Annotated in this window: 23 protein-coding genes; 21 read left to right on the top strand and 2 right to left on the bottom strand. The window is 59.6% G+C overall.

All coding sequences use genetic code 11. The features are described from left to right. Positions 1 to 69: 69 nt before the first annotated feature. The 21 genes from NIZ92_RS01530 (at position 70) to NIZ92_RS01430 (ending at position 22,849) form a co-directional block, all read left to right on the top strand. Positions 70 to 1,152, top strand: a complete 1,083-nt coding sequence (locus NIZ92_RS01530) for an NAD/NADP-dependent octopine/nopaline dehydrogenase family protein (protein ID WP_254002580.1) — start codon at positions 70 to 72, stop codon at positions 1,150 to 1,152. After that, on the top strand, positions 1,152 to 2,168 hold the full coding sequence (locus NIZ92_RS01525; RefSeq protein ID WP_060186118.1) for a 3-hydroxybutyryl-CoA dehydrogenase: 1,017 nt from the start codon (positions 1,152 to 1,154) through the stop codon (positions 2,166 to 2,168). Before NIZ92_RS01530 ends, NIZ92_RS01525 begins: the two co-directional genes overlap by 1 nt. After that, entirely contained in the window at positions 2,165 to 3,139 is a 975-nt protein-coding gene (locus NIZ92_RS01520) for an ABC transporter substrate-binding protein (RefSeq protein WP_009462834.1), read from the top strand. Before NIZ92_RS01525 ends, NIZ92_RS01520 begins: the two co-directional genes overlap by 4 nt. Further along, entirely contained in the window at positions 3,136 to 3,900 is a 765-nt protein-coding gene (locus NIZ92_RS01515) for an ABC transporter ATP-binding protein (protein WP_009462836.1), read from the top strand. Before NIZ92_RS01520 ends, NIZ92_RS01515 begins: the two co-directional genes overlap by 4 nt. Beyond that, the gene (locus NIZ92_RS01510; RefSeq protein ID WP_035268452.1) at positions 3,897 to 4,682 is read left to right on the top strand and encodes an ABC transporter permease; all 786 of its coding nucleotides are present in this window, start codon (positions 3,897 to 3,899) and stop codon (positions 4,680 to 4,682) included. The genes NIZ92_RS01515 and NIZ92_RS01510 overlap by 4 nt, the downstream gene beginning before the upstream one ends. A 40-nt stretch (positions 4,683 to 4,722) precedes the next feature. After that, on the top strand, positions 4,723 to 5,499 hold the full coding sequence (locus tag NIZ92_RS01505) for an ABC transporter permease (protein WP_226349577.1): 777 nt from the start codon (positions 4,723 to 4,725) through the stop codon (positions 5,497 to 5,499). A 114-nt stretch (positions 5,500 to 5,613) separates the two neighbouring features. Next, on the top strand, positions 5,614 to 6,075 hold the full coding sequence (locus NIZ92_RS01500) for a MarR family winged helix-turn-helix transcriptional regulator (protein WP_009462841.1): 462 nt from the start codon (positions 5,614 to 5,616) through the stop codon (positions 6,073 to 6,075). 251 nt (positions 6,076 to 6,326) lie between these two features. Continuing rightward, a complete protein-coding gene (locus NIZ92_RS01495) occupies positions 6,327 to 7,529 on the top strand; it encodes an ABC transporter substrate-binding protein (RefSeq protein WP_230940611.1) in 1,203 nt (400 codons plus the stop codon). 8 nt (positions 7,530 to 7,537) lie between these two features. After that, on the top strand, positions 7,538 to 8,407 hold the full coding sequence (locus tag NIZ92_RS01490; protein WP_035268872.1) for a branched-chain amino acid ABC transporter permease: 870 nt from the start codon (positions 7,538 to 7,540) through the stop codon (positions 8,405 to 8,407). Continuing rightward, positions 8,408 to 9,346 carry a branched-chain amino acid ABC transporter permease gene (locus NIZ92_RS01485; protein WP_009462849.1) on the top strand — a complete coding sequence of 313 codons (939 nt, stop codon included), beginning with the start codon at positions 8,408 to 8,410 and terminating at the stop codon, positions 9,344 to 9,346. It abuts the gene before it with no gap. Next, a complete protein-coding gene (locus tag NIZ92_RS01480) occupies positions 9,343 to 10,101 on the top strand; it encodes an ABC transporter ATP-binding protein (RefSeq protein ID WP_254002579.1) in 759 nt (252 codons plus the stop codon). The genes NIZ92_RS01485 and NIZ92_RS01480 overlap by 4 nt, the downstream gene beginning before the upstream one ends. Beyond that, complete coding sequence (locus NIZ92_RS01475) at positions 10,098 to 10,814, top strand: ABC transporter ATP-binding protein (protein WP_254002578.1); 717 nt, start codon at positions 10,098 to 10,100, stop codon at positions 10,812 to 10,814. Before NIZ92_RS01480 ends, NIZ92_RS01475 begins: the two co-directional genes overlap by 4 nt. Before the next feature lies 1 nt (position 10,815). Continuing rightward, a complete protein-coding gene (locus tag NIZ92_RS01470) occupies positions 10,816 to 11,502 on the top strand; it encodes a 4'-phosphopantetheinyl transferase superfamily protein (protein WP_254002577.1) in 687 nt (228 codons plus the stop codon). Between the two features lie 41 nt (positions 11,503 to 11,543). After that, positions 11,544 to 13,190, top strand: coding sequence for a (2,3-dihydroxybenzoyl)adenylate synthase (locus tag NIZ92_RS01465; protein WP_035268463.1), 1,647 nt, complete (start codon positions 11,544 to 11,546; stop codon positions 13,188 to 13,190). Further along, positions 13,187 to 13,432, top strand: a complete 246-nt coding sequence (locus NIZ92_RS01460; protein WP_003804459.1) for a phosphopantetheine-binding protein — start codon at positions 13,187 to 13,189, stop codon at positions 13,430 to 13,432. Before NIZ92_RS01465 ends, NIZ92_RS01460 begins: the two co-directional genes overlap by 4 nt. Positions 13,433 to 13,453: 21 nt before the next feature. Continuing rightward, a complete protein-coding gene (locus tag NIZ92_RS01455; protein ID WP_254002576.1) occupies positions 13,454 to 17,377 on the top strand; it encodes an amino acid adenylation domain-containing protein in 3,924 nt (1,307 codons plus the stop codon). Between the two features lie 3 nt (positions 17,378 to 17,380). Continuing rightward, on the top strand, positions 17,381 to 18,631 hold the full coding sequence (entS, locus tag NIZ92_RS01450) for an enterobactin transporter EntS (RefSeq protein ID WP_239055007.1): 1,251 nt from the start codon (positions 17,381 to 17,383) through the stop codon (positions 18,629 to 18,631). 97 nt (positions 18,632 to 18,728) lie between these two features. Next, positions 18,729 to 20,126, top strand: coding sequence for a YncE family protein (locus NIZ92_RS01445; RefSeq protein WP_083054358.1), 1,398 nt, complete (start codon positions 18,729 to 18,731; stop codon positions 20,124 to 20,126). Positions 20,127 to 20,194: 68 nt separating this feature from the next. Beyond that, a complete protein-coding gene (locus tag NIZ92_RS01440) occupies positions 20,195 to 21,400 on the top strand; it encodes an isochorismate synthase MenF (RefSeq protein WP_254002575.1) in 1,206 nt (401 codons plus the stop codon). Between the two features lie 14 nt (positions 21,401 to 21,414). After that, entirely contained in the window at positions 21,415 to 22,053 is a 639-nt protein-coding gene (locus NIZ92_RS01435; protein ID WP_226349570.1) for an isochorismatase family protein, read from the top strand. Between the two features lie 13 nt (positions 22,054 to 22,066). Continuing rightward, positions 22,067 to 22,849, top strand: a complete 783-nt coding sequence (locus NIZ92_RS01430; RefSeq protein ID WP_203145191.1) for a 2,3-dihydro-2,3-dihydroxybenzoate dehydrogenase — start codon at positions 22,067 to 22,069, stop codon at positions 22,847 to 22,849. 694 nt (positions 22,850 to 23,543) lie between these two features. Here NIZ92_RS01430 and NIZ92_RS01425 read toward each other — a convergent pair. Next, positions 23,544 to 25,121, bottom strand: a complete 1,578-nt coding sequence (locus NIZ92_RS01425; protein WP_035268476.1) for an alpha/beta hydrolase-fold protein — start codon at positions 25,119 to 25,121, stop codon at positions 23,544 to 23,546. A gap of 109 nt (positions 25,122 to 25,230) precedes the next feature. Then, positions 25,231 to 26,763, bottom strand: coding sequence for a methyl-accepting chemotaxis protein (locus tag NIZ92_RS01420; protein ID WP_254002574.1), 1,533 nt, complete (start codon positions 26,761 to 26,763; stop codon positions 25,231 to 25,233). Positions 26,764 to 26,941 lie beyond the last annotated feature (178 nt).

The following is a 26,941-nucleotide window of genomic DNA, read 5'->3' as shown; positions in this document are numbered from 1 at the left end:
CCTCAACTTCTTTTAGTCTGTATTTATATGCAAGTGCATAGAAATCAAAAAAAGAGATTGGAGACAAACATGAAGGTAGCGGTATTAGGTGGCGGGCACGGTTGTTACGCAGCAGCGGCAGACTTGAGCGAACAGGGCCACGAGGTCCGTTTATGGCGTCGTGATACGGCCCAGTTGCAGCCCTTGCTGGACCGTCCAGTCATGACCTTGAAAGACGAAGCAGGCGAGCGCGAAATCCCCATTGCCAAAGTCTGCGCTGATATTGGCGAGACCATCGCCGGTGCCGATCTGGTACTGATCCCTTCGCCCGCCATTGCCCAAACCGATATTGCCCGCGTCATGGCTCCGCACCTGACAGACGGCCAGGTCGTATTTCTGCCCCCAGGCACCTTTGGCTCCTTCATCATGAGCGAGATCGTGCGCGGCACCGGCAACAAGGCCGATGTCAGCTGGGCCGAAACCGGCACCCTGCCCTGGCTGGCTCGCAAACATGGCGATACCGTCATCAACATCACCACCCGCGCCACCCGCCTGCCTACTGGCGTGTACCCTGCGCGCAATACCGATCACGCCCTGGATGTGATTGGCAAGGTCTTCCCCAGCGTGGAGCGCTGCGAAGATGCCCTGTCCGGCGCCCTGATGAACGCCGGCCCCATCATCCACCCACCGCTGATCATGATGAACGCCGGCCCGCTGGAGCACTTCCCGGCCTGGGATATTCATAACGAAGGCACTCAGCCCTCGGTCCGTGCCGTGACCACGCAACTGGACAATGAGCGCATGCGCATTCGTGAAGCGCTGGGCTACGGTGCCCCGCACTTCCCGCTTTCCGACCATTATGAAAACGATCAGTGGATGTATGGCGACCGTTCCTCGCACTCCAAGCTGGTGAAAAGCGGCGACTGGCGCGAGAAGATCGACCTGCACGAACACCGTTACATGCGTGAAGACACCATGCTGGGTCTGGCCTTCTTTGCATCGGTAGCCGACTGGGCCGGTGTAGATGCTCCCGTCACCAAAGGCTTGCTGGCGATTGCCGGTGCCATCGTGGGTGAAGATTTGCGCCAAGGCCAACGCACACTGGCCAGCCTGGGTCTGGACACGATGAGCCGCGAGCAACTGCAAGAGATGCTGCAAGCCGGGAGAGCCTGATGAACGCGCCCGCCCCGATCAAACGTATCGTTGCGGTGGGCGCAGGTCGCATGGGGCGGGGCATCGCCCTGGCCTATGCGCTGCGCGGCCAAGCCGTGACCTTACTGGATTTCAAACCCCGTCAGCCTGCTGATAGTGCCCGTCTGGAAGCCGAAATACGCCAGGAATTGCGTGCCACGCTGGAACAACTGGCCGACCTGGGCATGTTCGCCACCGAACAGATCGACGGCCATCTGGCCTGCATCAGCGTCGCCCCCTTGAGCGCAGCGGCGCAAGTGCTGGGCCAGGCCGATCTGATTTATGAAGGCGTGCCCGAAACACAAGAAGCCAAGACCGACGCCCTGGGACGTATCGGTGAACTGGCCCGGCCCGATGCGCTGATCGCCTCCACCACTTCCACCATGCTGGCCTCGGATCTGGCCCCCATGTTGAGCCATCCGGAGCGTTTCCTGAACGCACATTGGCTTAACCCGGCATTCCTGATTCCACTGGTCGAAATCAGTGCCCACCCCGGCACCAGCGAGCAGACCTTGAGCCGTCTGCAAAGCAATCTGGAATCCATCGGCAAAGTGCCTGTGGTCTGTGGTTGCCACCCCGGTTTCATCGTTCCACGCCTGCAAACCCTGATCATGAATGAGGCCGCTCGCATGGTTGAGGAAGGCGTAGCCAGCGCAGCCGATATTGATAAGGCCACCCGCTACGGCCTGGGTTTCCGCTTTGCCAGCATCGGCGTGCTGGAGTTCATCGACTACGGCGGCAACGACATTCTGTATCACGCCGGGCAATACCTGTCGCAGAACCTGGACCCGGAACGCTACGCCGTACCCGACATCATCACCCGTTATATGGAAAGTGGACGCAACGGTCTGCGCAGCGGACAAGGCTTTCACGAATACCCGGTGGACCAGCAACAAGCGTATCGACGCGACGTGCTGGCCCGCGTACTGGGAATGCTGGATCACATCGGCCTGGCCCCTGCCCGCGCCGAACACCTTGCCAAGGAGACACAGGAATGAAAAAAACCGCTGCGTTGCTGTTTGCCCTGATGAGCTGTCACGGTCTGAGCCAGGCTCAGGAAGTCCCCACCTTGCGGGTAGGCTGGACCATTCCGGGCGAGGAAGCCAAGTACCTGATGGCCAAGCGCCCCGAGCTGTTCCCGCAACTGGGCAAGAAATATCAAATCCAGTGGACTCAGTTCCAGGGCACTTCGCCCATGGTGCAAGCCATGCGTGCTGGCGTTCTGGAATGCTCCACCATGGCCCCCATGTCGCTGGCCAATGGCGCTATTGAAAGCGGTCTGGAAGCCTATATCGTGGCCCAGCACGTGCATTCGGACGATGATCACTTCTCCGTCTATTGGGCCGTGAAGGAAGACAGCCCGATCAAGACCGCGGCGGACCTGAAAGGCAAGGTCATTGGCACCAATGCTTATGGAGCCGGTGTGTACTTCGACATGCTGCTGTGGCTGCGCCAAAACGGTATCGACCCGGACAAGGACGTGAAAATCGTCGAAACCGGCTTTCCCCCTGCGGCCGACGCCATTCGCAGTGGCCGCATTGATGCCGGTCCCATGGCCCAGCCCTTTGCCCTGCTGAACGAGAAGAAAGGCGGTTTGCGCAAACTGTTCTCCCTGTCCGAAGTGGCCAGCCCATCCGTACAGATTTTCGAAGCCTGCAGCAAATCCTATAGCGACGCCAATCCCGAAGTGGTGCGCGCCTATGTGCAGGACTTGAAAACAGCCATGGGCATGCTCAGCAAAGATCCTGCACTGGCCGTAGAAGTCACGGCACAAATTACCCGTGCGCCCAAGGACTTGCTGGCCCAGTACCTGTTCACCGACAAGGACTTTGCCCGCGTCCCGGATATGCAGCCCAATCTGGAATCCATCCAGGGCACCTACGACCGCTATCACAAGGCGGGTTTCCTGAAGAAAGCCTTGAACGTGCAGGACTTTTATCGGGCTGATTTACGCGAGGCAACACCATGATTGAACTGGATGGTGTCGGTAAAACCTTTAACACCCGGCAGGGCCGCAGCCATACGGCCCTGCAAGACATCGCCCTGAGCATTCCGGCAGGGCGCTTTGTGTCTATTCTGGGACCCAGCGGTTGCGGCAAAAGCACCCTGCTCTATATGTTAGGGGGCTTTGAGTCCTGCTCCAGCGGCCAGATCCGCGTCAAGGGCAAGCCCATTACCGGCCCAGGTCCAGACCGGGGCCCGGTGTTTCAGGAGTACGCCCTGTTTCCCTGGAAAACCGTGCTGGGAAACGTGGCCTACGGCATGCGCGAACAAGGCATGCCCAAGGACCAGGCCGAACAGCGCGCCAGCGAATGGCTGGACAAGGTCAAGCTGGGGCCTTACGCCTCCTTCTATCCGCGTGAACTGTCCGGGGGCATGCGTCAGCGCGCGGCCATTGCCCGCACCCTGGCCTATGAGCCGGACATCCTGCTGATGGACGAGCCCTTCGGGGCGCTGGATGCCCACACGCGCGTCACCCTGCAAACGGAACTGCTCAGCTTGTGGGAGCAGTTGCGCAATACCGTGGTCTTTGTGACGCACGGCGTGGACGAGGCCGTCTTCCTGTCCGATACCGTGATTGTCATGACTGGCTCGCCCGGCCGCATCAAGGAGGTAGTGGAGATTGATCTGCCCCGCCCCCGCGTCCGTAGCGAGCTGCTGCGCAATCCGGTCTATCAGGAAACCATTATTCGTCTGGAGCAATCCTTGATGGCGGAGGCCCACCCATGACGCCACAGCACTGGTATGAACATCGCTGGGCCTCCTTGGTCATGGCGGCCATTCTGGTGCTGCTGGCCTGGGCAGGGCTGGCCCGTTGGGTAGGGCTGGATTCCTTCCCCAGCCCTTGGGCGGCCTTGGGCGAACTGCCTGCCCTGATCAGCGACCCGATGGCCTGGTCGGCAATCCTGCAGTCGGTTGGCCGCATGTTTGCCGGTTATGCCCTGGCACTGGTCGTGGCTGTCCCCCTGGGTTTGGCCATGGGCCGCAGCCGCCTGGTCTATACCGCTTTCTATCCTCTGGTGGCCCTGGCCTATCCCATGCCCAAAGCGGCCTTGATGCCGATCTTGATGCTGTGGTTCGGTCTGGGGGATTTCTCCAAGATCCTGGTTATTGCGCTGGGCGTGTCCCTGCCTTTGCTCTATCACAGCTATCACGGTGCCACCCGTATCGAGCCCAAGCTGATCTGGGTCGCCCAGTCCATGGGCATGGGGCCCATTGCCCGTCTGGGCAAGATTGTTCTGCCCGCCTCCTTGCCGGAAGTCATGATTGGCTGCCGGGTCGGGGTGGTCATGGCCCTGATCGTGATGGTGTCCTCCGAGATGATTGCGCGTCAGGAAGGTATAGGCAATCTGCTGTTCACCTCCATGGATATGGCGCAGTACTCCACGGTGTATGCCGTCATCATGCTGCTGGCCGTGCTGGGCATTGCCTGCGATGCGCTGTTCGAGTTTGTCCGCAAACGCTGCACACACTGGCATGACTCGACCCAGAGCCTGATGGACAAAGGATGACGCTATGACCACCAAAACCTTAGCCTCACCGGGACAAGCTATGCGTTCTACTCAAACCCGCCCGGCCAAACGCCGGGATTTGTCGGGACTGTCTTTATGCATCAGTCCGGCCCTGATGCTGATTGTCTGGGAGCTGTGCACCCGCTCGGGCTGGGTCAGCCCGCAGTTGCTGCCTGCCCCCTCTTCCATTCTGATGCGTGTATTGGAGCTGGCCGGTCAGGCGGACTTCTGGCAGAACCTGGGCATCACCGTCTACCGCCTGATCAGCGGTTTGCTGATTGCCTGTGTGGCCGGTGTGGCCCTGGCGCTGATTGCACAGCTGACGCGCTGGAGCTCGTTTCTGCTGGATGCCCTGATCCGTCTGCTGGCCCCTATCCCCAAGATCGCCCTTTACCCGGCACTAATCCTGATCATGGGGTTTGAAAGCTCATCGAAAATCGCTCTGGTGGTCTCGGATGCGATTTTCCCTGTGCTGATGGCCAGTTGGGTGGCTGCGCAAACGGTGGACCGCAAGCTGATCTGGTCGGCGCGTGCCGCCGGGACATCTCGCAGCGCCTGCCTGTGGAAAATCATTTTGCCCGCCATCAGCCCGACCGTGCTGGCCGGTGTACGGGTGGCAGGCGTCATTGCCTGCGTGGTGGTCTTTCTGGCCGAAATGATTGCCTCCACCGACGGTCTGGGTCATATGCTGACCGCCGCCGCACGCAGCTACCGCACGATTGATATGTTTGTACCCTTGGTCTGGATCTGTGTGCTGGGCTTCGCACTGAACCTGACGATTGCCGCTTTGCAGCGCAAAGTGGATCATACGAACTGACACTGAACCAACCACTTGCCCGGCCAATGGCAGCGCTGGCCGGGCTTTCGCAGGCTCACTCAAACACTCTGAACGAGTAGCCTGCTTTTTTTGCATCAAGGAAGCCGCTTCACTATGGCCAGCCGTACTCTGACTGACGCCTATACCGGGCACGATACGTTTATCCCCTATCTGCTCAATCGCAGCACCTCGGCCTTAAATGCTGACTTTCAAACCTTGCTGCGCAGCCATGAACTGACCCTGCTGCACTGGCGTGTGCTGGCTTTTCTGAACGAAACCGATGGCCTGGGCGTCAGTACCCTGGCGCAATATACCGACGTGGATCAAACCACCTTGTCGCGCGCCCTGGTGGTAATGGAAAACGCGGGCCACCTGTCCCGCCAGCCCGACCCGCTGGACCAGCGCCGTGTACTGATCCATCTGCATGAGCAAGGTCGCCAGCACTTTCTGCGTGTTCTGCCCGCGGCTCTGGACATTCATCACCGCGCCATCCAGGGCTTTTCGGCGGAAGAGCTGACCCAGTTGCGCCAGTTCCTGAACCGCATTCGCGCCAATATCAATGGAGATGCGCGCTAAATAGCCCGCCCCTGTGCTTTTTTATAAAGCGTCCGCGTGGCCGTTTTCATGCCGTTGTCACCCTGAATCCGCCCCCAATCGGGGCGCGTTGCCTTTAAAGACCCACGCACGAAATGGACATTCAAGGGTATGAGCCTTTATTTACGTCAGGAAAGACCATAAAATGATAATGATTAACATTTAGTAGCGCAGCCTCCTGCCTGAGATGTCCTGCCAGGCAAGCTTGGCTTTCTTACGGAAAATAAGATCTCGTGACTCTCTCCCCTACCCGTGCTGGACGTCGCCAGCTTTTGTTGGCTGCCGCAGCCAGCCCTTTGCTGTTTGGCGTTCCCCGCCTGCTTCGCGCCCAAGACGGTCCCCTGAAAATTGCCCTGCTGACATCCTTGTCCGGCCCCTTCGCCTCTTTGGGCGAAAGCATGCGCGCCGGTCTGGAGTTGATGCTGCAACAGTGCAATTACGAGATGGGCGGGCGCAAGGTGCAGTTGCTGGTAGAAGACGACCACGGCAAACCGGACGAAGCCATCCGTAAAGTGCGCAAGCTGATCGAGCGCGACAAGATCGACGTTCTGGGCGGTGTCATCAGCGCCAATATCGCACTGGCCATTCGTGACATCGTGCACGATGCGCAACTGCCTACCTTCATTTCCAATGCCGCGGCCAATGGTCTGGCTCGTGAAGCCGCCAGCCCCTACGTATTCCGCCCCACCAAAACCAGCTGGATGCTGGGCCACACCGGCGCCTTGTGGGCCTTCGAGCACATTGAAAAATCCGGCGGCATCACGCTGGGTTCGGACTACACCGCTGGCCGCGAATACATTGAAGACTTCGCCAATACTTATCAGGAACAAGGCGGCACGCTGGGTGAGCGCATCTGGACGCCCTTGGGCACACCCGACTTCGCACCTATCCTGATGAATCTGGCCGCCAGCAATCCCAAGTTTGTCTACACGTTTCTGGCCGGTGCCGACGCTGTGCGTTTCCACCAGCAAATGCAGGACTACCAACTGCACGGCAAGATCCAGATCGTGGGCCCCGGTGCCCTGTTCGATCAGGAAGACGTGATTACCGCTGTGGGCGAAGCTGCTTTAGGTGGCGTCAGTACCTTCCACCAATCGCCCGGCGCTCCGGCTGCCCAGGACTTTGTGGCTGCTTACCAGGCCAGCCGTGGCCGTTTGCCCGGCGAAGCCAGCACCTCCGGTTACGTGACCGGCCAGGTCATCAAGGCCGGTCTGGATGCGGTCAAGGGTGATCTGTCCAACAAGGCGGCCTTCAAACAGGCCCTGCTGGACAAGCCTATCAACACCGCCTTTGGCCCTATGGCTTTTGACCCGCGCAATAACCAGTCCATTCTGGATATTTACGTCAACCGGGTGGAAAAAGACGCGCAAGGTCGCCCCTTTAACACGGTGGTCCACACTTACCAGCGTATCCAGGACCCCGGCCCGCGTTCTTGAGCTCCACCTTGTCTTATTTTCTGCTTCAAATCCTCAATGCCCTGTCCTTCTCAGCACTGCTGATGTTGGCGGGGCTGGGGCTGTCTTTAGTGCTCAGCCTGATGAACTTCATCAACCTGACACACGGCTCTTTTTTCCTGCTGGGCGGCTATATCAGCGTCCAGTGGCTGGCATCCGGCGCGCCCTGGTGGCTGGCCTTTCCCGCCGCTTTCGCACTGTGCGGGCTGATGGGCCTGTTGCTGGACCGTTTCCCCTTTCGCCAGTTCTACCAGCGCACCCACTTGATGCAGGTGCTGCTGACCTACGGCCTGTCCGTCATTCTGGCGGATTTGATGCGCTGGGGCTTCAGCGCCGACACGCTCTCGCCCATGCTGCCGCAAGTGCTACGTGGCGGGGTGTGGATCATGGGCCTACCCTTCCCCACCTATCGTCTGTTCCTGATCGTCACCGGCCTGACACTGGCCTTGCTGTTCTGGTTTCTGCTGGATCGCACCCTGTGGGGCGCGGCCATTCGCGCTTGCGTGCAGGACGCCCAGATTGTCGAAACCCTGGGCTTGAACTCGCGTCGCCTGTTTGCCATCGGCATGGCGCTGGCCGCCGGTCTGGCCGGTTTGGGTGGCGCCCTGGGCGCTGGCATGCTGTCGGTTTACCCCGGTCTGGATGAAGAAATCCTCTTGCTGGCCTTGCTGGTGGTGGTTATTGGCGGCTTGAACTCGGTACGCGGCACCTTGCTGTGCGCGCTGATCCTGGGTTTCGTCACCACCTTCGCCCGCGTCTGGGTTCCGGCCTTCGCCAATGCCGCCACCCTGGCCGTCATGCTGGGCCTTCTGCTTTGCTGGCCCAATGGCTTGAGCAAATCCGCTACGCGTCAGGTTTAAATGAACAAGCTCAACACCTGCCTGCTGCGCACTGGACTTTGGCCTGCTCTGGCTTGCCTGGTCTTGCTGAGCAGCTATTTCTGGGGCGACGCCTTCTTGTGGCGCTTTGGCACCGAAGCCCTGCTGATTGCTTGCGCAGTCCTTAGCGTCAATCTCCTGATAGGTTACGGCGGTCTGGTATCCCTGGGCCACGGTGCCGTCTTTGGCTTTGCCGCCTATGCCACCGCTGTCAGCAGCCAGTATTGGGGCGCGTCCCTGCCGCTGATGCTGCTGGTGGGCATTGGGGCGGGCACCCTGCTATCCATATTGATGGCGCTGATCAGCCTGCGCAGTTCCGAGCTGTTTTTCATGGTGGCTACGCTGGTCGCCGGGCAATTGATCTGGGAGGTTGCATTTCGCTGGCGTGATGTCACGGGCGGTGCCGATGGCCTGCGCGGTTTCCCGCGTCTGAGCCTGGGCGATCTGCCCTTGAGCGCCCCTTACACCCTGATGATTCTGGCCCTGGCACTGGCGGTCATCTGCTGGTTGCTGCTGCGTTCTTTCAGCCGCGCCCCAATCGGGCTGGCCTTGACCGGTCTGCGCGATCAGCCCTTGCGCATGGCCGCCCTGGGTTATCAGGCATGGCGTATCCGCCTTTACACCTTCATGATTGCAGGTGCGGTAGCAGGTGCTGCTGGCGGCCTGTATCCCTTTGCGAATCAGTACGTCAGCCCGCAACAAGTGCATTGGAGCTTCTCGGCCACGCTCATCATCATGGGTGTGATCGGTGGCATACGCACCTGGCGCGGCGCATTTATTGGGGCCACCTTCTATCTGTTTGCCCAGACCTACCTGAGCTCCTACACGGATCGTTGGCAGTTACTGGTAGGTTTGATCTTTGTGCTGACAGTTCTGTTCATGCCCAATGGTCTGGCAGAACGACGCAAGAGGTCTGCATGAGCGTTTTATTAAGCACTCGCGAACTGGCCTTGCATGTAGGCGGTCTGGATATCCTGACGGACGTCAGCCTGGAGCCGCGTGCGGGCGAAACCCTGGGGCTGATTGGCCCCAACGGCGCAGGTAAAACCACGCTGTTCAACATCATCAGTGGTCTGGCCTCTCCTTCCAGCGGTCAGGTCTTCCTGGAAGGCAAGGACCTACGCAGTCTGGGCCCGATTGAACGCGCCAAACAAGGCATGGTGCGCAGCTTTCAGACCAGCCGTATTTTTCCTGAACTGACCCTGCTGCAAAACCTGGCTCTGGCCGTGCGCATCAAAAAAGATTGCGCCTACCACTGGTGGGGCCGCAAGGCCGCCCGCGCCGCCAGCCAAGAAGCAGCCGAAGCATTGCTGGAACATAGCGCCCTGGCCGGCCGGGGCCATGTGCTGGGTCGATCCCTGTCCTATGGAGAGCAGCGCATTCTGGATTTGCTGATCGCCTTGGCGCAGCAACCCCGCGTGCTCTTGCTGGACGAGCCTACCGCTGGTCTGTCCGAGTCCGAATCGCGTGAAGTCATGGCATTGGTCCACGCCATGCGCGGCCAATGTGCCGTGCTGCTTATCAGCCATGACATTGATATTGTTTTCCAGGAATGTGACCGGATTGCCGTGCTGTCATCGGGCACCTTGTTGACCTGCGACACCCCGGACGCCGTGCGCCAGCACGAAGGCGCGCGTCAGGCCTATCTGGGCGAACTGGCTTTGGAGGCGGCATGAGCACAGCGCTGACCATCTCCGGCCTGCATGCACGCTACGACCGTGCCGACATTCTGCAAGAAATTTCGCTGGATATCCCCGCCGGGCAAAGTGTGGCCCTGCTGGGCCGCAACGGCGCCGGAAAAACCAGCCTGCTGCACTGCCTGTTCAATATGGGCCCGCAGTGGAGCGGACAAATCAATGTGCACGGGAAAAACATTGCAGGTTGGCCCACGCACAAAATCGCCCTGCTGGGCATGGCTTTGGTGCCCCAAGGCCGAGGCCGTTTCCCAACGCTGACCGTGCAGGAAAGCCTGCGTTTGGCCGGGCTGGCACGACGTCCGCGCTCGGATGATCGTTGGACGCTGAACAGTATCTACGAAGCCATGCCGCGTCTGTACGAACGCCGCCAGTCCTCCTGCTCCGCCTTGAGCGGTGGCGAACGACAATTGCTGGCACTGGCCCGTGCGCTGCTGACGCAGTCCTCCATTATTGTTCTGGACGAACCCAGCGAAGGCCTGGCTCCCATGACGATTCAGGACACCTTGCTGCCGCAGCTGCAAACGCTGAACGAGCAAGGCATTACCGTACTGATCGCCGAACAGAATTTAAGTCTGGCTCTGCAGTTGGCCGAACGCGCTTTGTTATTGGGTAATGGTCAACTGGTGTATGACGGCCCTGCCGAGCAACTGCGCCAGGACGCCGCCCTTTTGCAACGCCATTTGGGACTTTGACATGCTGTCTGTATACAGTTTGTCGCTTCCCTTGCCCGACGGTATGGAATCCTGGTTACGAAACCAGGTTCCCGACCACACCTTGGCGGTGATTGCCCGTCGCAGACAGCAGTCGGACCAGCATTTAAGCCTGCTGGCCCACGGTGCGCTGCGCCATTTTCTGGCGCCCTTGCTGGGCTGCACGCCACGCGCTGTTCCTATCGCCCATCTGGAACATGGCAAGCCCGTGCTGGATCTGGACGATGCCGATCTGCACTTTAGCCTGTCGCACAGCGGCGAGCGTGTGCTGATTGGAATTGCCGACCGAACTATAGGCGTAGACATCGAGGCCATGCGCCTGCCCGTCAAACCAGGGCTGGTCGAACATTGCAGTGTGCCGTCCGAGCGTTCCTGGCTAAAGAGCGATCTGGACTTCTACGCGCTTTGGTGTGGCAAAGAGGCCGCCCTGAAACATGCTGGCACGGGTTTTCATATTCAGCCTCAAGAATTATCCTTAGACGGTCACCCAGATCATGGATGCACCGTACAATCCCCCCATCCCATCTTGCAAGGTTTGGTGGTGCACAGTCACCGGCCGGTGGAAAACTATGCCGCCGCCATCTGCCTGAACACCCCCTTTGCTCCGTGGACAGTCAGCTTTTTGGACAGCGCTCAACTGCCTGACACCAAGCTGACTGAGCACGAGTAAATCTGACAAGCCTACTTATTTATGTAATAGTTCTCATTACCATGATGAAATCTATTCCTGTTGAACAAATTTGGCCTGACGCTTTTGCCCAGCGATACCGCGATGCTGGACACTGGCAAGGGGAAACTTTTGGCGCTTTGCTGCGCACGCGCGCGCAAAACCACCCGGAACGCGAAGCCATTGTTGGCGGCACCCAGCGCTGGACCTATGGCGCGCTGGACCAGTACGCCAGTCAGATCGCAGCGGGCCTGCTGCAAGCCGGTCTGCGCAAGGGCGACCGCGTCCTGGTGCACCTGCCCAACATCCCTGAGTTTGTCAGTGTGATCTTTGGCCTGTTCCGTGCCGGTCTTTTGCCCGTGTACGTCCTGCCTGCGCACCGCATCACCGAAGTCGAACACTTTGCCAATACTGCTCAAGCGCGCGCCTATATTGGTGTGGACGCTCATGCCGGTTTTGACTACCTGCCTTTGGTGCGCGAACTGCGTGAACGCTGCCCGCAGGTCGAGCAGGTTTACATCGTGGGCGACGCACAAGAATTTACGTCCCTGGCCCAGTTGCAAAGCAGCGCTGCCAATGTAGACGTACCCGTATCGGCGGCCCAGCCTTCCGAAGTGGCGTTCCTGCAAATCTCGGGGGGCAGCACCGGCTTGTCCAAGCTGATCCCCCGCACGCACGACGACTACATCTACACCTTGCGCGAGAGCGCTAAGATTGCCGGACTGGACGAGAACAGTGTGTTTCTGGGCGCTTTGCCCATTGCCCACAACTTTCCCATGAGTTCGCCCGGTTTTCTGGGTGCTCTGTACGCCGGAGCCAAAGTGGTGCTGAGCCCCGCCCCCAGCCCGGACGTTTGCTTTGAGCTGATCGAGCGCGAAGGCGTAACCGACACCAGTCTGGTTCCCCCCCTGCTGATGCTGTGGATGGATGCAGCCACCAAGACCGATGCCAAGCTGGATTCGTTGAAAGTAATCCAGGTGGGTGGTGCCAAATTGAACGCCGAAGCGGCCAAGCGTGTACGTCCCACTCTGGGTGTGACCTTGCAGCAGGTGTTCGGCATGGCCGAAGGTCTGGTGAACTACACCCGCCTGGACGATCCCGAGGACACCATCATCAACACGCAGGGCCGTCCCATCAGCCCGGACGATGAAATCCTGATCGTGGATGACAACGGCAATCCGGTCGCCCCTGGAGAAACCGGCTATCTGCTGACACGGGGCCCTTACACGATCCGTGCCTACCACAACAACCCCGCGGCCAATGCCCGCTCCTTTACCGAGGACGGCTTCTATCGCACAGGCGACGTGGTGCGCATGACGCCCGAAGGCTACTTGATGGTTCAGGGCCGTGCCACTGACCACATCAACCGCGCTGGCGAGAAAATCTCCGCCGAGGAAATTGAAGATCATCTGCTGGCTCACCCGCAGGTCTTTGATGCTGCCGTGGTATCGGTGCCCGACGAGTTTCTGGGTGAGCGCAGCTGCGCTTTCATCATCCCCAAGGATGACAAGCCCCGCGCGATTGAACTGAAGAAATGGATACGCAGCCGCGGTCTGGCCGACTTCAAAGTGCCGGATCAAATCGTGTTTGTGGACCGTTTCATGGAAACTGCGGCCCTGAAGATCAGCCGCAAGGAATTGCGCGCCCAACTGCGCGAACAACTCGAAAACACAACGCAAGAACAATCATGAGTACTGCACTTACCCTGGAACGCATGCGCGCAGATATTGCCGCCATGCTGCATGAAGACCCCCAGGACATTCTGGATGATGACAATCTGATCGACCTGGGTCTGGACTCCATGCGCGTCATGACCCTGGCCACCCGCTGGCGCGAAGCTGGCGCTCCTATCGAGTTTTCCGAGATGGCCTCGGTGGTCACCTTGGGCCAGTGGTGGTCCCTGATCGAACGCGCCCAACAGAACGGCCGTTGATTTTCTTACTGCAACACGCTTATGTTTAGCTCCCCTTCCGAACTGCCATTGCGCCCCCTGACCGAAGCACAAGAAGGTCTGTGGTACGCCCAGCGTTTGGACCCGCTCAACCCGATTTTCAATACCGGGCACTGCACGCATATCCATTCGGCGCTGGACACCGCGCTGTTTGCGCAAGCCATCAATCTGACGCTGACCGAAGCCGATGCCTTGACCTTGCGCATGGTGGACACGCCCGACGGCCCGGCCCAGTACCTGCGCCCGCAAGAGCCCATTCAACTGGAAATTGTGGACCTGTCTGCCCACGCAGACGGGGCCGAACAAGCCCAAGCCCAGCTGATGGCAGACCTGCGCACACCGCTGGACCCAACCGTTGCGCCACTGGCACGACACATCCTGTTTGTACTGGGGCCCAAGCACCATCTTTGGTATCAGCGTATCCATCACCTGGCCGCTGACGGCTATGGCATGGCGCTGATCGAGACGCGAGTGGTCAAACTCTACAAGGCGCTGCTAAGTGGCCGTGAAGATCATGGGCATAAGCTGGAATCGTTCACCCTTTTGCAGGATGACGATCAAAGCTATCGGAATAGCGAGCGCCGCAGCAAGGACAGACAGTTCTGGCTGGACACATTAAGCGATGCAGAACCCGCCCAAAGCCTGAGCGAATCCCAGGCTTTGAGCGATCATCATTTCCTGCTGGCACGCAGCGCCGTCAAGCCCGAACTGACAGCCAGCCTGCAAGCATTGGCACAAAGCAGCGACATCAGCTGGCCAGACATCCTGACGGGCCTGACCGCCGCCTATGTGCGCCGTCACACCCGCCAGGACGAATGCACGGTGGGCGTGCCCTGGATGGGCCGTCTGGGCCATATCAGTGCCCGTATCGTCTCCACCGTCATGAACGTGGCACCGCTGCGTTTGCAGATCGACGAATCCCAGCCGTTGAATCAGTACCTGATCCAAGTTTCCAAGGCTCTGCGTCAGGCACGTCGTCATGGCCGCTACCGTAGTGAACAACTGCGCCGTGATCTGGGTTTGCTGGGTGGCATGCGTCGCCTGCACGGCCCCATCATCAACGTGCTGCCGTTCGATGCACCCTACGAACAAGCGGGCCTGACCGCCAGCCAGACCGTGCTGTGCGCTGGCCCCGTGGAAGACTTGAACTTCACCTTCCGCGCCCAACCCGATGCCAGTGGCTTGCGTCTGGAAGTGGAAGCCAACCCGCGTCTGTACACCGACGAGCAGATTCAAACCCATCTGGTCCGTCTGGAGCAGTTCCTGCTGCGCGCTTTACAGGCTGAAACCCTGTCTGCCGTGCCGACCTTGACGGATGCCGAACACCACCACTGGATTGAGACCGTCAACCAGACCGCTCACCCGGTTCCTGAAACAACGCTGTGGGCACTGATCCACGCCCAGTTGCAGGCTCACCCGGAACAAAGTGGCCTGGAATTTGAGGGCAAGAAGCTCAGCTACGCCCAGATCAACGAACAAACCGCCAATCTGGCCGCGCAACTGCGTCTGGCCGGTGTGCAGACCGGCGATATTGTCGCCGTGGCCCTGCCTCGTTCGCTGGAGCTGGTGCTGTCCTTGCTGGCTATTCACCGTGCTGGTGCTGCCTACTTGCCGCTGGATCTGGACCAGCCTGCCGATCGCCTGAACACCATCTTGCAGGCCGCTCAACCGCGACTGCTGGTCGGCCAGCCCGGTTGCACGCTCAATGCCTCTTTGCTGGTCCCGCAGCCTGAACAAACCTGCACTGCGCCAGACTGGGCCGCCGCCGGTCCGCACGATCCTTCCTACCTGATCTACACCTCCGGCTCTACCGGCACACCCAAAGGCGTGCTGGTTAACCACGACGCCATCGTCAATCGTCTGGTATGGATGCAGACGCACTACAGCATTGGTGCCGGTGATCGAATTTTGCAGAAAACCCCGGCCACGTTTGACGTGTCGGTGTGGGAGTTCTTCCTGCCCTTCCTGTCAGGTGCAACCTTGGTCGTCGCCCCACCACAAGCGCACCGCGATCCGGCTCATATTGCCCGTCTGATGCGCGAACAAAGCATCACAGTGCTGCACTTTGTGCCCTCCATGCTCAGCGCCTTCCTGGATGAGCCTGCCGCTCGTGGACTGGCTCCGCGTCTGGTGTTTTGCAGTGGTGAAGAACTGTCGGCCGCTACCCGCGACCGCTTCCATTCTTTGCTGAACGCCGAGCTGCACAATCTGTACGGCCCAACCGAAGCTGCCGTGGACGTGTCCTACTGGCCTGCGTCGCGGGATGACCAATCCCAGCCTGTGCCCATCGGTTTCCCCGTATGGAACACCGCCCTGTACATTCTGGACGAGCAGTTACAACCTGTACCGCCCGGCGTGGCCGGTCATCTTTACCTGGCTGGCCGACAGTTGGCGCAAGGCTACTGGGGCCGCCCGGACCTGACTGAAGAACGCTTTGTGCCCGACCCTTACGCCCTGCATGGCGACCGCATGTACGCCACCGGCGATGTGGCCCGCTGGCGTGAAGATGGCGCGGTTATTTTCCTGGGCCGCTCCGATCACCAGATCAAACTGCGCGGTCAACGTATCGAGCTGGGTGAAATTGAAGCCTTGCTGGCGCGTCATCCCGATGTAGCCCACGTAGCCGTGATTGCCCGTGAAGACATACCCGGTCAAATGGCGATTGTGGCTTACTGGGTACCGCAAGCAGGCAGCCAGTGCACGGACAACACGCTGGCCGCTTATGTAGGCGAGCACTTGCCGTCCTACATGGTGCCCAGCGCCTGGATCAGCCTGGATGCCCTGCCGGTGACAGCCAATGGCAAGCTGGACCGCAAGGCGCTGCCCGTCCCTGCCTTGCAGGCCCGCTCGGCAGGTTTGCCGCTGGACGGTGCCACTCAGCACCAAATCGCCGCCGCTTTCGCCACCGTGCTGGAAAGCAGCGAAGCGTTTTACGCCGACGACGACTTCTTCGCCCTGGGCGGACACTCGCTGCTGGCTGCCAAACTGGCCTTGATACTGCGCGAAGCACGCGGTCAGGCCGTATCAATTGGCACTATTTTTGAATACCCCACTATTGCCCGTCTGGCAAAACATCTGGATCAGTCTGGCAGCGCAGCAGCCGATGGTTTTGGTCCCATCATCGCCTTGCGTCCGGGGCTGAACGACCAGCCCGCGCTGTTTGTGGTTCACCCGGCCGGTGGTTTGTCCTGGTGCTATGGGGCACTGGCACGTCACCTGCCTGCCGGCCGCGCTGTTTATGGCTTGCAAGCCAGTGTGCTGTCTGACGCCTCGCTGGGTCTGGATGGCAGCCTGGATGCCATGGCCAAGGTGTATGTGGATCGTATCGAGCAAGTTCAAGCACAAGGCCCCTACCATCTGGCAGGCTGGTCCGTGGGCGGCATTATTGCTCAGGCCATGGCCGTGGAGCTGCGTCGTCGCGGTCAACTGGTAGGCATGTTGTCCTTGCTGGACGCCTATCCCAGCGACGCGTGGCGTAACGAACCGGCCCCCGAGCCCAATGCCATCTACAAGGCGCTGCTGCATATTGCGGGCCACGACCCAGATAGCTTGCCCGACGTTTCCCTGACCCGTCAGGGTGTGGTGGACTTCCTCAAGCGCAGCGGTCACCCGCTGGCCGAGTTGCCCGACACGCGTCTGGACAGCGTATTTCAGGTGGTGGAAAACAATAACCGCCTGGTGCGCCTGTACGAGCATCACGTCTATGACGGCCCCATGCTTTACTTCCGCGCAGCGCTGGATCACGCCGGCACACAATTGCATCCCGATTTGTGGAAGCCCTATGCAGGGCAACTGGACGTGCATGACATTGCCTCCTTGCACGCGCATTTGACCGGTACTGAAGCCGTGGCCATCATGGCCCCGCTGATGGACTCGGCCATGGCTTTTGCCGAACAGGCACAAGCCCAACCTGAACTCGATGTATAAGCCATGTCTGTAAGACGTTTCTTTCTGGATATCTCGCCACTAATCGAAAGTCGAGCATTCCGCTTTGCCTACTTCGCTCGGGCCGCCACGGTGCTGGTCACCGGCATGTTGATGGTGGCTGCCAGCGTGCAGCTTTATGAGCTGACCAAATCCAGTGTGGCCGTTGCTTTCCTGAACGTATCCATGGCCACCCCCATGGTGCTGGCACTGATTGCCGGCGGTGTCTTGTCGGACCGCATGGACAGGCGCAGCCTGATGGTCTGGTCGCGCAGTGTCTACATCATCAGCGTGGTGCTGTTCCTGCTCAATACGCTGCTGCCCAACCCGCAGGTCTGGTTGATCTATGTGGCCGCTGCCATTGGTGGTGCGGCAGGCGGGATCAGCGTCCCGGCCATGATGTCCGCTACCCCGGCACTGGTCGGTCGAGACAAGCTGGCCGCGGCGGCCGCCCTGTCCGGTCTGGCCATGCAGTTGGGCGGCATTATCGGCCCCGCCTTGGCAGGCGTACTGATCTCCGGTCCTGGTCTGATTTTCTGCTACGTGATTGTCCTGTGCGGTGTCATCGTCACCCCTTTACTCTTGCGTGCTCTGCCGCCCTTGCCTCCGCAAGCGGGCAAGCAACCCCAGAAAAACGCCTTCCAATCCCTGCGTGATGGCCTTGGTTTTGTGGCCAGCCACCCCTTGCTGCGCGCCCTGTTGCTGATTGATCTGGCTGCCCTGATTCTGGCCACGCCTTTGGCCCTGATGCCCGAGTGGGGCGACACCATTCTGAAAATGGGCGCCACCGCCACCGGCTATCTGTATGCCGCTCCGGCTGTGGGTGCCACGCTGGCCGCCCTGTCCAGTGGCTGGTGCCGTCAGGTATCCCGCCCAGGTGCTGCCATTGTGATTGCCGTACTGATCTGGGGCCTGGCGGTAGCGGCCCTGTCCCTGCAAGCGACCCTGTGGTGGGCACTGGTTTGCCTGGCCATCATGGGTGCTGCCGACACCATCTCCAAAATCATGCGTATGGCGCTGGTTCAGCACCACACCCCCGATTACCTGTTGGGCCGTGTCTCCAGCTTGTGGATGACGCAATATTCCCTGGGCCAGGCCCTGGGCAATATGCAAATGGGTTATCTGTCCCGTCTGCTGGGCCCGGCAGTCGCCGTGGCCGTGGGTGGTTTGGCCTGTGCCGCTGTCGCTTGCGGTTTCGGCGTGTTCAACCAAGGCCTGCGTTCGGCCAGCAAACAGGATGGCCCACCCAATGCCTGACATCTCGATTTTGTTCTACCCACGCCTGCTGCACGCCTGTAGAAAGATCTCCTACATGGACCGTCTTGTCGACCGAACCTTTATTTAGGATTAAAAGATGCTAATCAATGTCAATTGCATTCGCCGTACCCCTGCCGCATTGCTGCGCAAGGCCGGCCTGAGCGCAGCCGTACTGTCCCTGTCCCTGGCCAATGCCTTTGCAGCCCCCGCTTTTGACCAGCCTGATGCTGACTTTCGCGGTTCCCTGAATGCTGCTGGCGTGGTCTATGCAGGCTCCGAAGCCCAACTGGCTGGCCGTGGTTTCACCCCCGGCCAGGAAGTGATCCTGCTGCAAAACGGTCACACCCTGACCCCTCAAGCCCTGGTTGCCGACAAAGAAGGCAATCTGAGCACCAAGATCGCCATCCCCGCTGACGCCGCTGTGGGCGTGCACCCTGTCGTCATGCAAGTCAGCAAGCCCTCGACGGCCGACATCTTCAATCTGAAGGTGTCCCCAAAAGTTGAGCTGAGCGGTCAGGACAAATTCGAACTGCAATCCCAGCACTTGGTGCCCGGCTTGTACCAAAGCGCCTACAGCCCCAAGAACAAAGTGCTGTTCGTGACTTCCGCCGTAGGCCGCCCACCCGTCAAGCAGTCGCAATTGGTCAAAGTGAACCCCAAGACCCTGGCGGTTGAGGCCAGCGTGACACCTGCCGCCCAAAAAGGCCGTGACGATGGTCAGGTTCAAGCCGTTTACGGTGTGGACGTGGACGACAAGCAAGGCAATGTCTGGGTCACCAACACCCGCAGCAGCTCCATTGCTGTCTACAGCCAGAAAGACCTGAAACTGGTCAAACAGTTTGAAGACGGCGTCGTCAGCCACCCACGCGACGTGGTTGTAGACGAGAAAACAGACCGTGCCTACGTGTCCTCGCCCGGCGCCAACACCATAGCTGTATTCGACACCAAGAAGCTGACTCAGCTGGACCCGATCGAGCTGCAATCGAAGACCCGCAACAAGCCCGGCAGCATGAGCCTGATTCTGGACGCTGAAAAAGACCGTCTGTACACCGTCAGCGCCAGCACCAACGAGCTGATCATTATTGACCTGAAAAACGGCAATGCTCAAACCGTATTCCCCGTGCCCGGTGCACGTGGTCTGGCTGGTGTGTCGGTAGACAGCAAGAATGACCAGGTCTATGTCGCTGCCCAAGGCAGCGACAACCTGCTGATCATCAATGCCAAAGACGGTGCCGTTCAGCACGACATCAAGATCGGTGCCGGTGCCCTGAACGTGGTCTTCGATCCCAAGACATCCCTGGCTTACGTGGCCTCCCGCGGTGCGGGCACCGTGACGGCCGTGAACGGTAAGGGTGAAATCGTTGCCAACCTGGACGGTGGCAGCTTCCCCAACCACGTCTCCCTGGATGGCGAAGGCAATGCCTATCTGGTCAACAAATCCAAAGGTAAGGATGACCAGACGGCTGACCGCATCACACGCCTGCACCTGAAGTAAACCGCCCGATGCGCCCCTTCCATGAAAAGGGGCGCCAAGGCAAAACCCTTGCCCCAAAAAGGACTCCTATGAATAGCCGTATAGCCGACCAAGTCCGCCATGCCACCATTGAAGAATGGTTAGGTCATTACCAGGCCGACAGCAGCGTATTTGCCTCTCCCACCGTCAGTTTGATGGCCCACGGCACGGCACTGGAGCGGCATACCAACAATGCCCAAGGGCAACTGCTCTCTGATGCCCAAGCCTTGCTGGCGCAAGCCGCTCAGCAAGGTCTGGACGCCCCCCTGTTGATGGGAGTGATCCCTTTTAACCCGACTCGCCAGGCTTACCTGCGCGTTCCCAAAGAATATCAGCGCGATCCCGTCCTGCTGCGCCCGGTACAGCGCCCGCCGTTGGCCAAATCCAACAACAGCATTGCCAGCCAAAGCCTGCTGCCTGATGGCGAAGGCTACGAAGACAGCGTCAGCCGCATCCTGGCCACGATGCGCGAACAGAACATTGCCAAAACCGTGATGGCCCGCACTGTCACCATCACCCTGAACGAAGCCCTGGACCGTCAGACTGTGTTGAGCAATATGCTCCACAGCAATCCTGCCGGTTACACCTACGCCCTGCCCTTGCCGGGCGGCAAGGCTCAAGACCCGGATCTGTTTTTTGGGGCCAGCCCCGAGTTGCTGGTGCGTCGCCAGGGCGATCTGGTTACCGTCAACCCGCTGGCAGGCACCGCCCCCCGCTTTGCCGACCCACAGCGCGACCAGGCCAGCGCCGACAGCTTGATGGCCTCCAGCAAAGACCTGCGCGAGCACGCCTACGTCATTGAAGACGTGGTGCGTATCCTGTCCCAGTTCTGCGACTCCCTGGACGTGCCTGATGGCCCCAGCCTGACCAGCACCGCCAACCTGTGGCACCTGTCCACCCGTATCAGCGGCCGTTTGCGTGACCCGTCCGTCACCTCTTTGGAGCTGGCACTGGCCATGCACCCCACGCCGGCCGTTTGCGGCCTGCCCACCCAGCCCGCCATGCAGGCCATCGAGGCCACTGAAGTCTTTGATCGCGGCTACTTTGCAGGCGCCATAGGCTGGAACGACCACGAAGGCAACGGCGAATGGGCAGTCGCCATTCGTTGCGGCCATTACACCCAGCAAGGGCTGACCTTATCGGCTGGCGCCGGCATTGTGGACGGCTCCGTCCCTGCCCTGGAACGCCAGGAAACCGGCAATAAACTCATGACCCTGATCAACTCATTGGGTCTGGCCCAGAACATAACAATCTAAAGGAGACACGATTCATGACCATTCACGCCTTGCCCAGCTACGAACTGCCTCAAACCTCCGTAGCCAACCGCGTCAATTGGCGCCCACAGGCCAATCGTGCCGCCCTGCTCATACACGATATGCAGACCTACTTTCTGCAGAAATACGATATGAGCCAGGCTCCTATCCCCATGTTGATCGAACGCATTGCCGCCCTGCGCGAGGTTTGCCACAAGCTGGGAATACCCGTGTTCTACACCGCCCAGCCTACCGAACAACCCGAGAAAGACCGGGCCTTGCTGAACGACTTCTGGGGCCCCGGCCTGACCGCCAGCGAATTTCACAGCCAGCAAGCCGTCGTGCCCGAGCTGACACCGGCCGAAAACGACATCATGCTGACCAAGTGGCGCTACAGCGCCTTCCAGCGCTCCGACCTGCGTGAGCAACTACGCAAGCTGGGCCGCGACCAGCTGATCATCACCGGCGTTTACGCCCACATCGGCTGCATGACCACCGCCCTGGAAGCCTTCATGCAAGACGTGCAGCCCTTCCTGGCCATCGACGGCGTTGCCGACTTCTCGCTGGAAGAACACCACATGGCGATCCGCCACGTCTCGCAACGCTGCGGCGTCAGCCTGACCTGCGCCGAAATCCAGGACAGCCTGCAGAGCTAAACAGGAAGCACACATGAGCACACAAGAATTTGCAGGTGAATGCGTAGCCGTCACGGGCGCGGCCCGTGGCATTGGCGCTGCCGTCACCCAACTACTGCTGGAACGAGGCGCCAGCGTCATCGCTCTGGACCTGGATGTAGAAGGACTGACCCAACTGAGTCAATCCGAATACAGTGATCGGGTTTCCTGCCACCTGGTCGACATCAGCCAAGCCGATGCCGTTGATGCAGCGCTGGCCCAAGGGCAGGAAAAACTGGGTCCTATTCATCGTTTGGCCTGTGTCGCGGGCGTCCTGCAAATGGGCCGCATCACCGAGCTGAGCAACGAACAATGGGATCGCACCTTTGCCATCAACACCACCGGCGTCTTCAACGTCTGCCGCAACGTGGCCAAAGGCATGATCGAGCGCAAGCAAGGCGCCATCGTCAACGTCAGCTCCAACTCCGCCGCCACACCACGCATCGCCATGGGAGCCTACGCCGCCTCCAAAGCCGCCGTCACCCAACTGAGCCGCTGCCTGGGCCTGGAACTGGCCCCCCACGGCATCCGGGTGAACATCATCTCCCCCGGCTCCACCGACACCCCCATGCAACAAGCCATGTGGGCACAAGGCAGCTCGCGCGAAACCGTCATCGCGGGCTCCGGCGAAAACTACCGCCTGGGCATCCCCCTGCAAAAAATCGCCACCCCCGAAGAAATCGCCGAAGCCGTCCTGTTCCTGCTCTCGGACCGCGCCAGCCACATCACCCTGTCCGACTTGCGCGTGGACGGCGGTGCCACACTGGACCAAGGCTAAACAGCCAGACGCAAAAAAGGGCGGAATCTCCGCCCTTTTTTATTGCCCATCGGAACGAGGCCGGACAAAAGCATACGAACATCCCTACTAGTGACAGTGCCGATAAGGACTGACCACCTATTGCCAAGTCAAGGAAGAATACGAACGAACCGAAACATCGTAAATGCGGCTCAATGAAGACAGACTCAGTCAGGTCAAATCGGATCGAATCAGGTCAGGTCAGGTCAGGTCAGGTCAGGTCAGGTCAGGTCAGCATCAGATTAGACCTGCTCAGTGCAGGTAGCCTCCTATCAGCTACCTCTTAATTCCGTCGAGTCTGTGAACTAGATCGAGCAGCTCCAGCGTGCCAACCGCCCCCGCCAACAACCGTTGAAAGCAGGCCCACTCAAGAGCACTGCCACCATGCTGTTCGGGTCGGAGCAGGCTCCGGCGGGGCGGATCAGAGTGCTTGCCGCGGGCATCAGATTGCGTAGGGATGCAAGGGGCCTGCTGTTTGAGCCGGACGTTTGTACTTGGTCCGGGGGACCAAGTACCCGGCGAGTTCAGGCCCCGCCCGTAGCAATCTTATGCCAAGGGCACTGGTGCGCAGCACCAGCAAGCGCTCAGCCCCGCCGGAGCCTGCCCCGATCCGAACAGCCCCCCGGTCCAGCCTCCTGAGCCCGCCTATAGCCCGTCCCTCACAACTTAAGTCCAGCTACTTCTTGTTCTCGACCGGAGCCTCAACCTGCTCAATCCCGAACAAATGCTCCAAACCCAAAGCCAAAGCATCCCGCCACGCCACAAAATCATGTGCCGTCGCACTTTCCACGTAACGCACGTCATACCCCCGCGCCCGCAGCACATCATCCAGATGACGATTCGCCTGCACCAGGCTGACATCCCGGCTGGAGCCTGAAGACTCAAACACCCCGGCGCTCATATAAATCTTCACTGGCACAGCTTCTGAGTCCGCCATCTGCCGCGTCAGCCACTGCCCACGAGCATCACCCGTCGGAGCCCACCAGAACGACCCCGACATGCTCAGAACATTGCCAAACAGCTGCGGCAAACGCCAGGCGGCATTCATGGCAGCCAAACCACCGTAGCTGGAGCCGCCAATCGCCGTCTTGTCCGCTGTCGACTGCACCCCTTGGGCCTTGAGCCAAGGCATCAATTCCTTATCCAGAAACTTGATATAAGCCTCATTAGGCGGCAACTCACGAGCCCGTTCCGCCATGCCCGGATTGTCCACCAGGACCAGCCACATAGGCTCCACGCGCCCCTGCGCAATCAAAGTATCCAGCATGGCCGGCGCGCGCGCCAAATCCCGATAGTCCCGACCATCGAACAAAATCAAGGTGTGATCAATTTCCTGAGCCCGAGTGCCCGCAGGCTGATAAATCTGCACCTGCCGTTCCACACCCAAAGCCTCGCTGGGCAAGCGCTCCGTACGCCATTGCCCCTGCCCCAACTGCTGCGGCTCCAGGCTCACCACCTCGGCAGGTGCCTGCGTCAAACGCAAGACAGACTCACCATCAAACAGATCCTTGCTGTTTTCCGGCAAAGCTTTGGCGTTATGAGGATCGCGCTGCAACGCCGCCCGCAGCACTTCACGCGCCAGGTTCTGGCCCACATAAGGCACATCCGGCGCCATGCGATAGGCAAAGCGGGCATCACGCGGCAAATCGTAGGTGATGTACCAGATATCCGACTCACCCAAACGATGCATGCGATCGGTATACGAGAAAGGCCCGCCATGCAGACGCACCTCGTTCTGAGCACCGCGCCAGACAAACGTGACGCGATCATGCGTAGTGCTGTAGCGCTCCACCAAAGGCGAACCTACACGCTGCACATAGTCCCAGAAACCGCGAGACGGCTCGCCCGCGCGCAAGCGCATGCTCCACTGACGGATCACATCGCCTTGCAAAGGCTCGGCCTGAGCCGGCGCCTGGGGAGCCGTAACCGATTTAACCTGCCACTGATACTCGCCCTGCCCTTGCACACGCAAACGATACTCGCCCGCCGTGCTGGCAATAAAGCCAAAAGGGCCACCCCGTTCCGGTGCATCTGCCCAATGACGAATCGCCTTGCCATCCGGGCCGAACAATTCCAGCGCCACATCACCACTGTGCTGCCAACTGCCTTGCACCAGCTCATTTTGCTGCAAGCTCAGTATTCGTTCATGATGTTCGTGCGCCTGAACCTCACCTTGAGCCGAAGGCAGCGTAGCCGCCCAAGCCGACCCAACCATTCCCACCATCAATACAGCAACAACAGGTGCGCGCAACATACATCCTCCTAAATGCCGGTTTGCCGCAGGACAAGCCCAGTACCAAGAAGCAGTATACGATCAAAAATAATCAGCGCACCCCTTGGCTGGCGCGAGGCGGCGCCATTTATCACCCCAGACGGAAGGCCTGAATCAAACGATCCAGCTCTTGCACCTGCTCCTGCAACTCGCTGGAGGTGTGCGCCACCTGGTTCACCATTTCCGCGTTTTGCTGAGTGGCCGAATCTAACTGCCCCACCGCCACGTTGATTTGCTCGATACCAATGGTTTGCTCGCGAGTAGAAGCCGCAATCTCGTGCACAATCGTCATCACTTGCGAACTGCCGGTGACCATCTCATCAATGACCTCACCGACCTGCCCCATCAGCTGCACGCCTTCGCGGGTGCTATTGGAGGACGCTTCCACCAATTGAGCAATCTCCTGGGCTGACGCCGTCGTGCGCTGCGCCAGAGCACGTACCTCACCCGCCACCACCGCAAAGCCTCGACCTTGCTCACCGGCTCGCGCCGCTTCCACAGCCGCGTTCAAGGCCAGAATATTGGTCTGGAAGGCAATCGAGTTAATCACCGTGGTGATGTCCGCCACCTTGCCACTGGTAGCGCGAATCGCGCCCATGCGGTCCACCAGTTCACTAACCATCTGACCACCATGCTGGGCAGTTTTCTGCACCTGGCTGGAAACTTCCTCGGCACGCATGGCGTTTTCTTCGCTCATGCGAACGGTGCCCGTCATCTCTTCCATGGCCGATGCTGTTTCCTGCAAGGCCGCGGCCTGCTGAGTCGTGCGACTGGACAGCTCCAGATTGCCCACAGACAGTTGCGAGGTATCGTCCGCAATCACACCACTGCTGTGTTGCAGCGTGCGCATCACCTCGTTCAGCTTCAGGCGCATCTGCTCGATGGAGGCCATCACGCTATTGTCCGGAATCGAGCGTAGGGAATGAGTCACACGCAAATCGCCATTGGCAATGGCTTGGGCCGCTTCATGCAAAATTTTGGGCTCAGCCCCCAGCTCGGCAAAGATCTGGCGCGCCAGAAACACAGTAACCGCTGATACCAGCAGCACGATCAGAACAAACACGATTGACGAGCTGAGCAGATTGCTCAGGAAGCGCGCCTGAATATTGTCGATATATACGCCCGAGGTCAGCACCCAATCCCACTGCGTCACCCCTTTGCCAAAGGCCAGTTTGGGGGCATTGCTCTTGTCGCTAAGTTTGGGCCAGTGATACTCCAGAAAACCTTCGCCACCATTGCGGCCGATGCGGCTCATCTCGGCAAAAGGGTGCACGCCGTTGCTATCGACCACGGCACTGACGTCCTGGCCGTCCAGCTCCGGTCGACTGGGATTCATGATGGACACCACATCGGTCGATAACACCGACACATAACCTTCCTGCCCAAAACGGATACTAGCGATGCGTTGCAGCGCCTGCTTTTGCGCCTCTTCCTTGCTCAGAACGCCTTTGCTGACCAGTTGCTGATAGTCCTGCGTAATGTTTGCTGCAATATTGACGATGTGCTGCAAACTACTTTTTCGCTCCTCCATCTGTGCCTGATAGAGCTGATAGTTCACAAACGCAAAAACCGCCACCAACGCCATCAAGCACAAGATCAATGGCAACCACAACTTCTGTTTCAAGCCCAAACGCATCATATTCCCCGAGCAACGCTGAAAAGACAGGTCCCAGGTACGCAAAAACCGACCGTGTCACCACGGTCGGCCTACATGGAGGCCCCATCGAACAAGCTGGGTAACGGCCTCGGGCTTGAAATACTTAATTAAAGTTACATATCGAGATAATTGGATGCTAAGGCGG

Source organism: Alcaligenes sp. 1735tsa3 (assembly GCF_024134565.1).
Classification (GTDB): Bacteria; Pseudomonadota; Gammaproteobacteria; order Burkholderiales; family Burkholderiaceae_B; genus Alcaligenes; species Alcaligenes phenolicus.
The sequence above is the reverse complement of the archived record's forward strand: the minus strand, read 5'-3'. Positions and strand labels throughout refer to the sequence as shown.

Bases quoted from the DNA above. Each gene is read 5' to 3' on its own strand.
- NIZ92_RS01530 (WP_254002580.1), top strand. From the start codon at position 70: ATGAAGGTAGCGGTATTAGGTGGCGGGCACGGTTGTTACGCAGCAGCG.
- NIZ92_RS01525 (WP_060186118.1), top strand. From the start codon at position 1,152: ATGAACGCGCCCGCCCCGATCAAACGTATCGTTGCGGTGGGCGCAGGT.
- NIZ92_RS01520 (WP_009462834.1), top strand. From the start codon at position 2,165: ATGAAAAAAACCGCTGCGTTGCTGTTTGCCCTGATGAGCTGTCACGGT.
- NIZ92_RS01515 (WP_009462836.1), top strand. From the start codon at position 3,136: ATGATTGAACTGGATGGTGTCGGTAAAACCTTTAACACCCGGCAGGGC.
- NIZ92_RS01510 (WP_035268452.1), top strand. From the start codon at position 3,897: ATGACGCCACAGCACTGGTATGAACATCGCTGGGCCTCCTTGGTCATG.
- NIZ92_RS01505 (WP_226349577.1), top strand. From the start codon at position 4,723: ATGCGTTCTACTCAAACCCGCCCGGCCAAACGCCGGGATTTGTCGGGA.
- NIZ92_RS01500 (WP_009462841.1), top strand. From the start codon at position 5,614: ATGGCCAGCCGTACTCTGACTGACGCCTATACCGGGCACGATACGTTT.
- NIZ92_RS01485 (WP_009462849.1), top strand. From the start codon at position 8,408: ATGAACAAGCTCAACACCTGCCTGCTGCGCACTGGACTTTGGCCTGCT.
- NIZ92_RS01480 (WP_254002579.1), top strand. From the start codon at position 9,343: ATGAGCGTTTTATTAAGCACTCGCGAACTGGCCTTGCATGTAGGCGGT.
- NIZ92_RS01475 (WP_254002578.1), top strand. From the start codon at position 10,098: ATGAGCACAGCGCTGACCATCTCCGGCCTGCATGCACGCTACGACCGT.
- NIZ92_RS01470 (WP_254002577.1), top strand. From the start codon at position 10,816: ATGCTGTCTGTATACAGTTTGTCGCTTCCCTTGCCCGACGGTATGGAA.
- NIZ92_RS01465 (WP_035268463.1), top strand. From the start codon at position 11,544: ATGATGAAATCTATTCCTGTTGAACAAATTTGGCCTGACGCTTTTGCC.
- NIZ92_RS01460 (WP_003804459.1), top strand. From the start codon at position 13,187: ATGAGTACTGCACTTACCCTGGAACGCATGCGCGCAGATATTGCCGCC.
- NIZ92_RS01455 (WP_254002576.1), top strand. From the start codon at position 13,454: ATGTTTAGCTCCCCTTCCGAACTGCCATTGCGCCCCCTGACCGAAGCA.
- entS (WP_239055007.1), top strand. From the start codon at position 17,381: ATGTCTGTAAGACGTTTCTTTCTGGATATCTCGCCACTAATCGAAAGT.
- NIZ92_RS01445 (WP_083054358.1), top strand. From the start codon at position 18,729: ATGCTAATCAATGTCAATTGCATTCGCCGTACCCCTGCCGCATTGCTG.
- NIZ92_RS01440 (WP_254002575.1), top strand. From the start codon at position 20,195: ATGAATAGCCGTATAGCCGACCAAGTCCGCCATGCCACCATTGAAGAA.
- NIZ92_RS01435 (WP_226349570.1), top strand. From the start codon at position 21,415: ATGACCATTCACGCCTTGCCCAGCTACGAACTGCCTCAAACCTCCGTA.
- NIZ92_RS01430 (WP_203145191.1), top strand. From the start codon at position 22,067: ATGAGCACACAAGAATTTGCAGGTGAATGCGTAGCCGTCACGGGCGCG.
- NIZ92_RS01425 (WP_035268476.1), bottom strand. From the start codon at position 25,121: ATGTTGCGCGCACCTGTTGTTGCTGTATTGATGGTGGGAATGGTTGGG.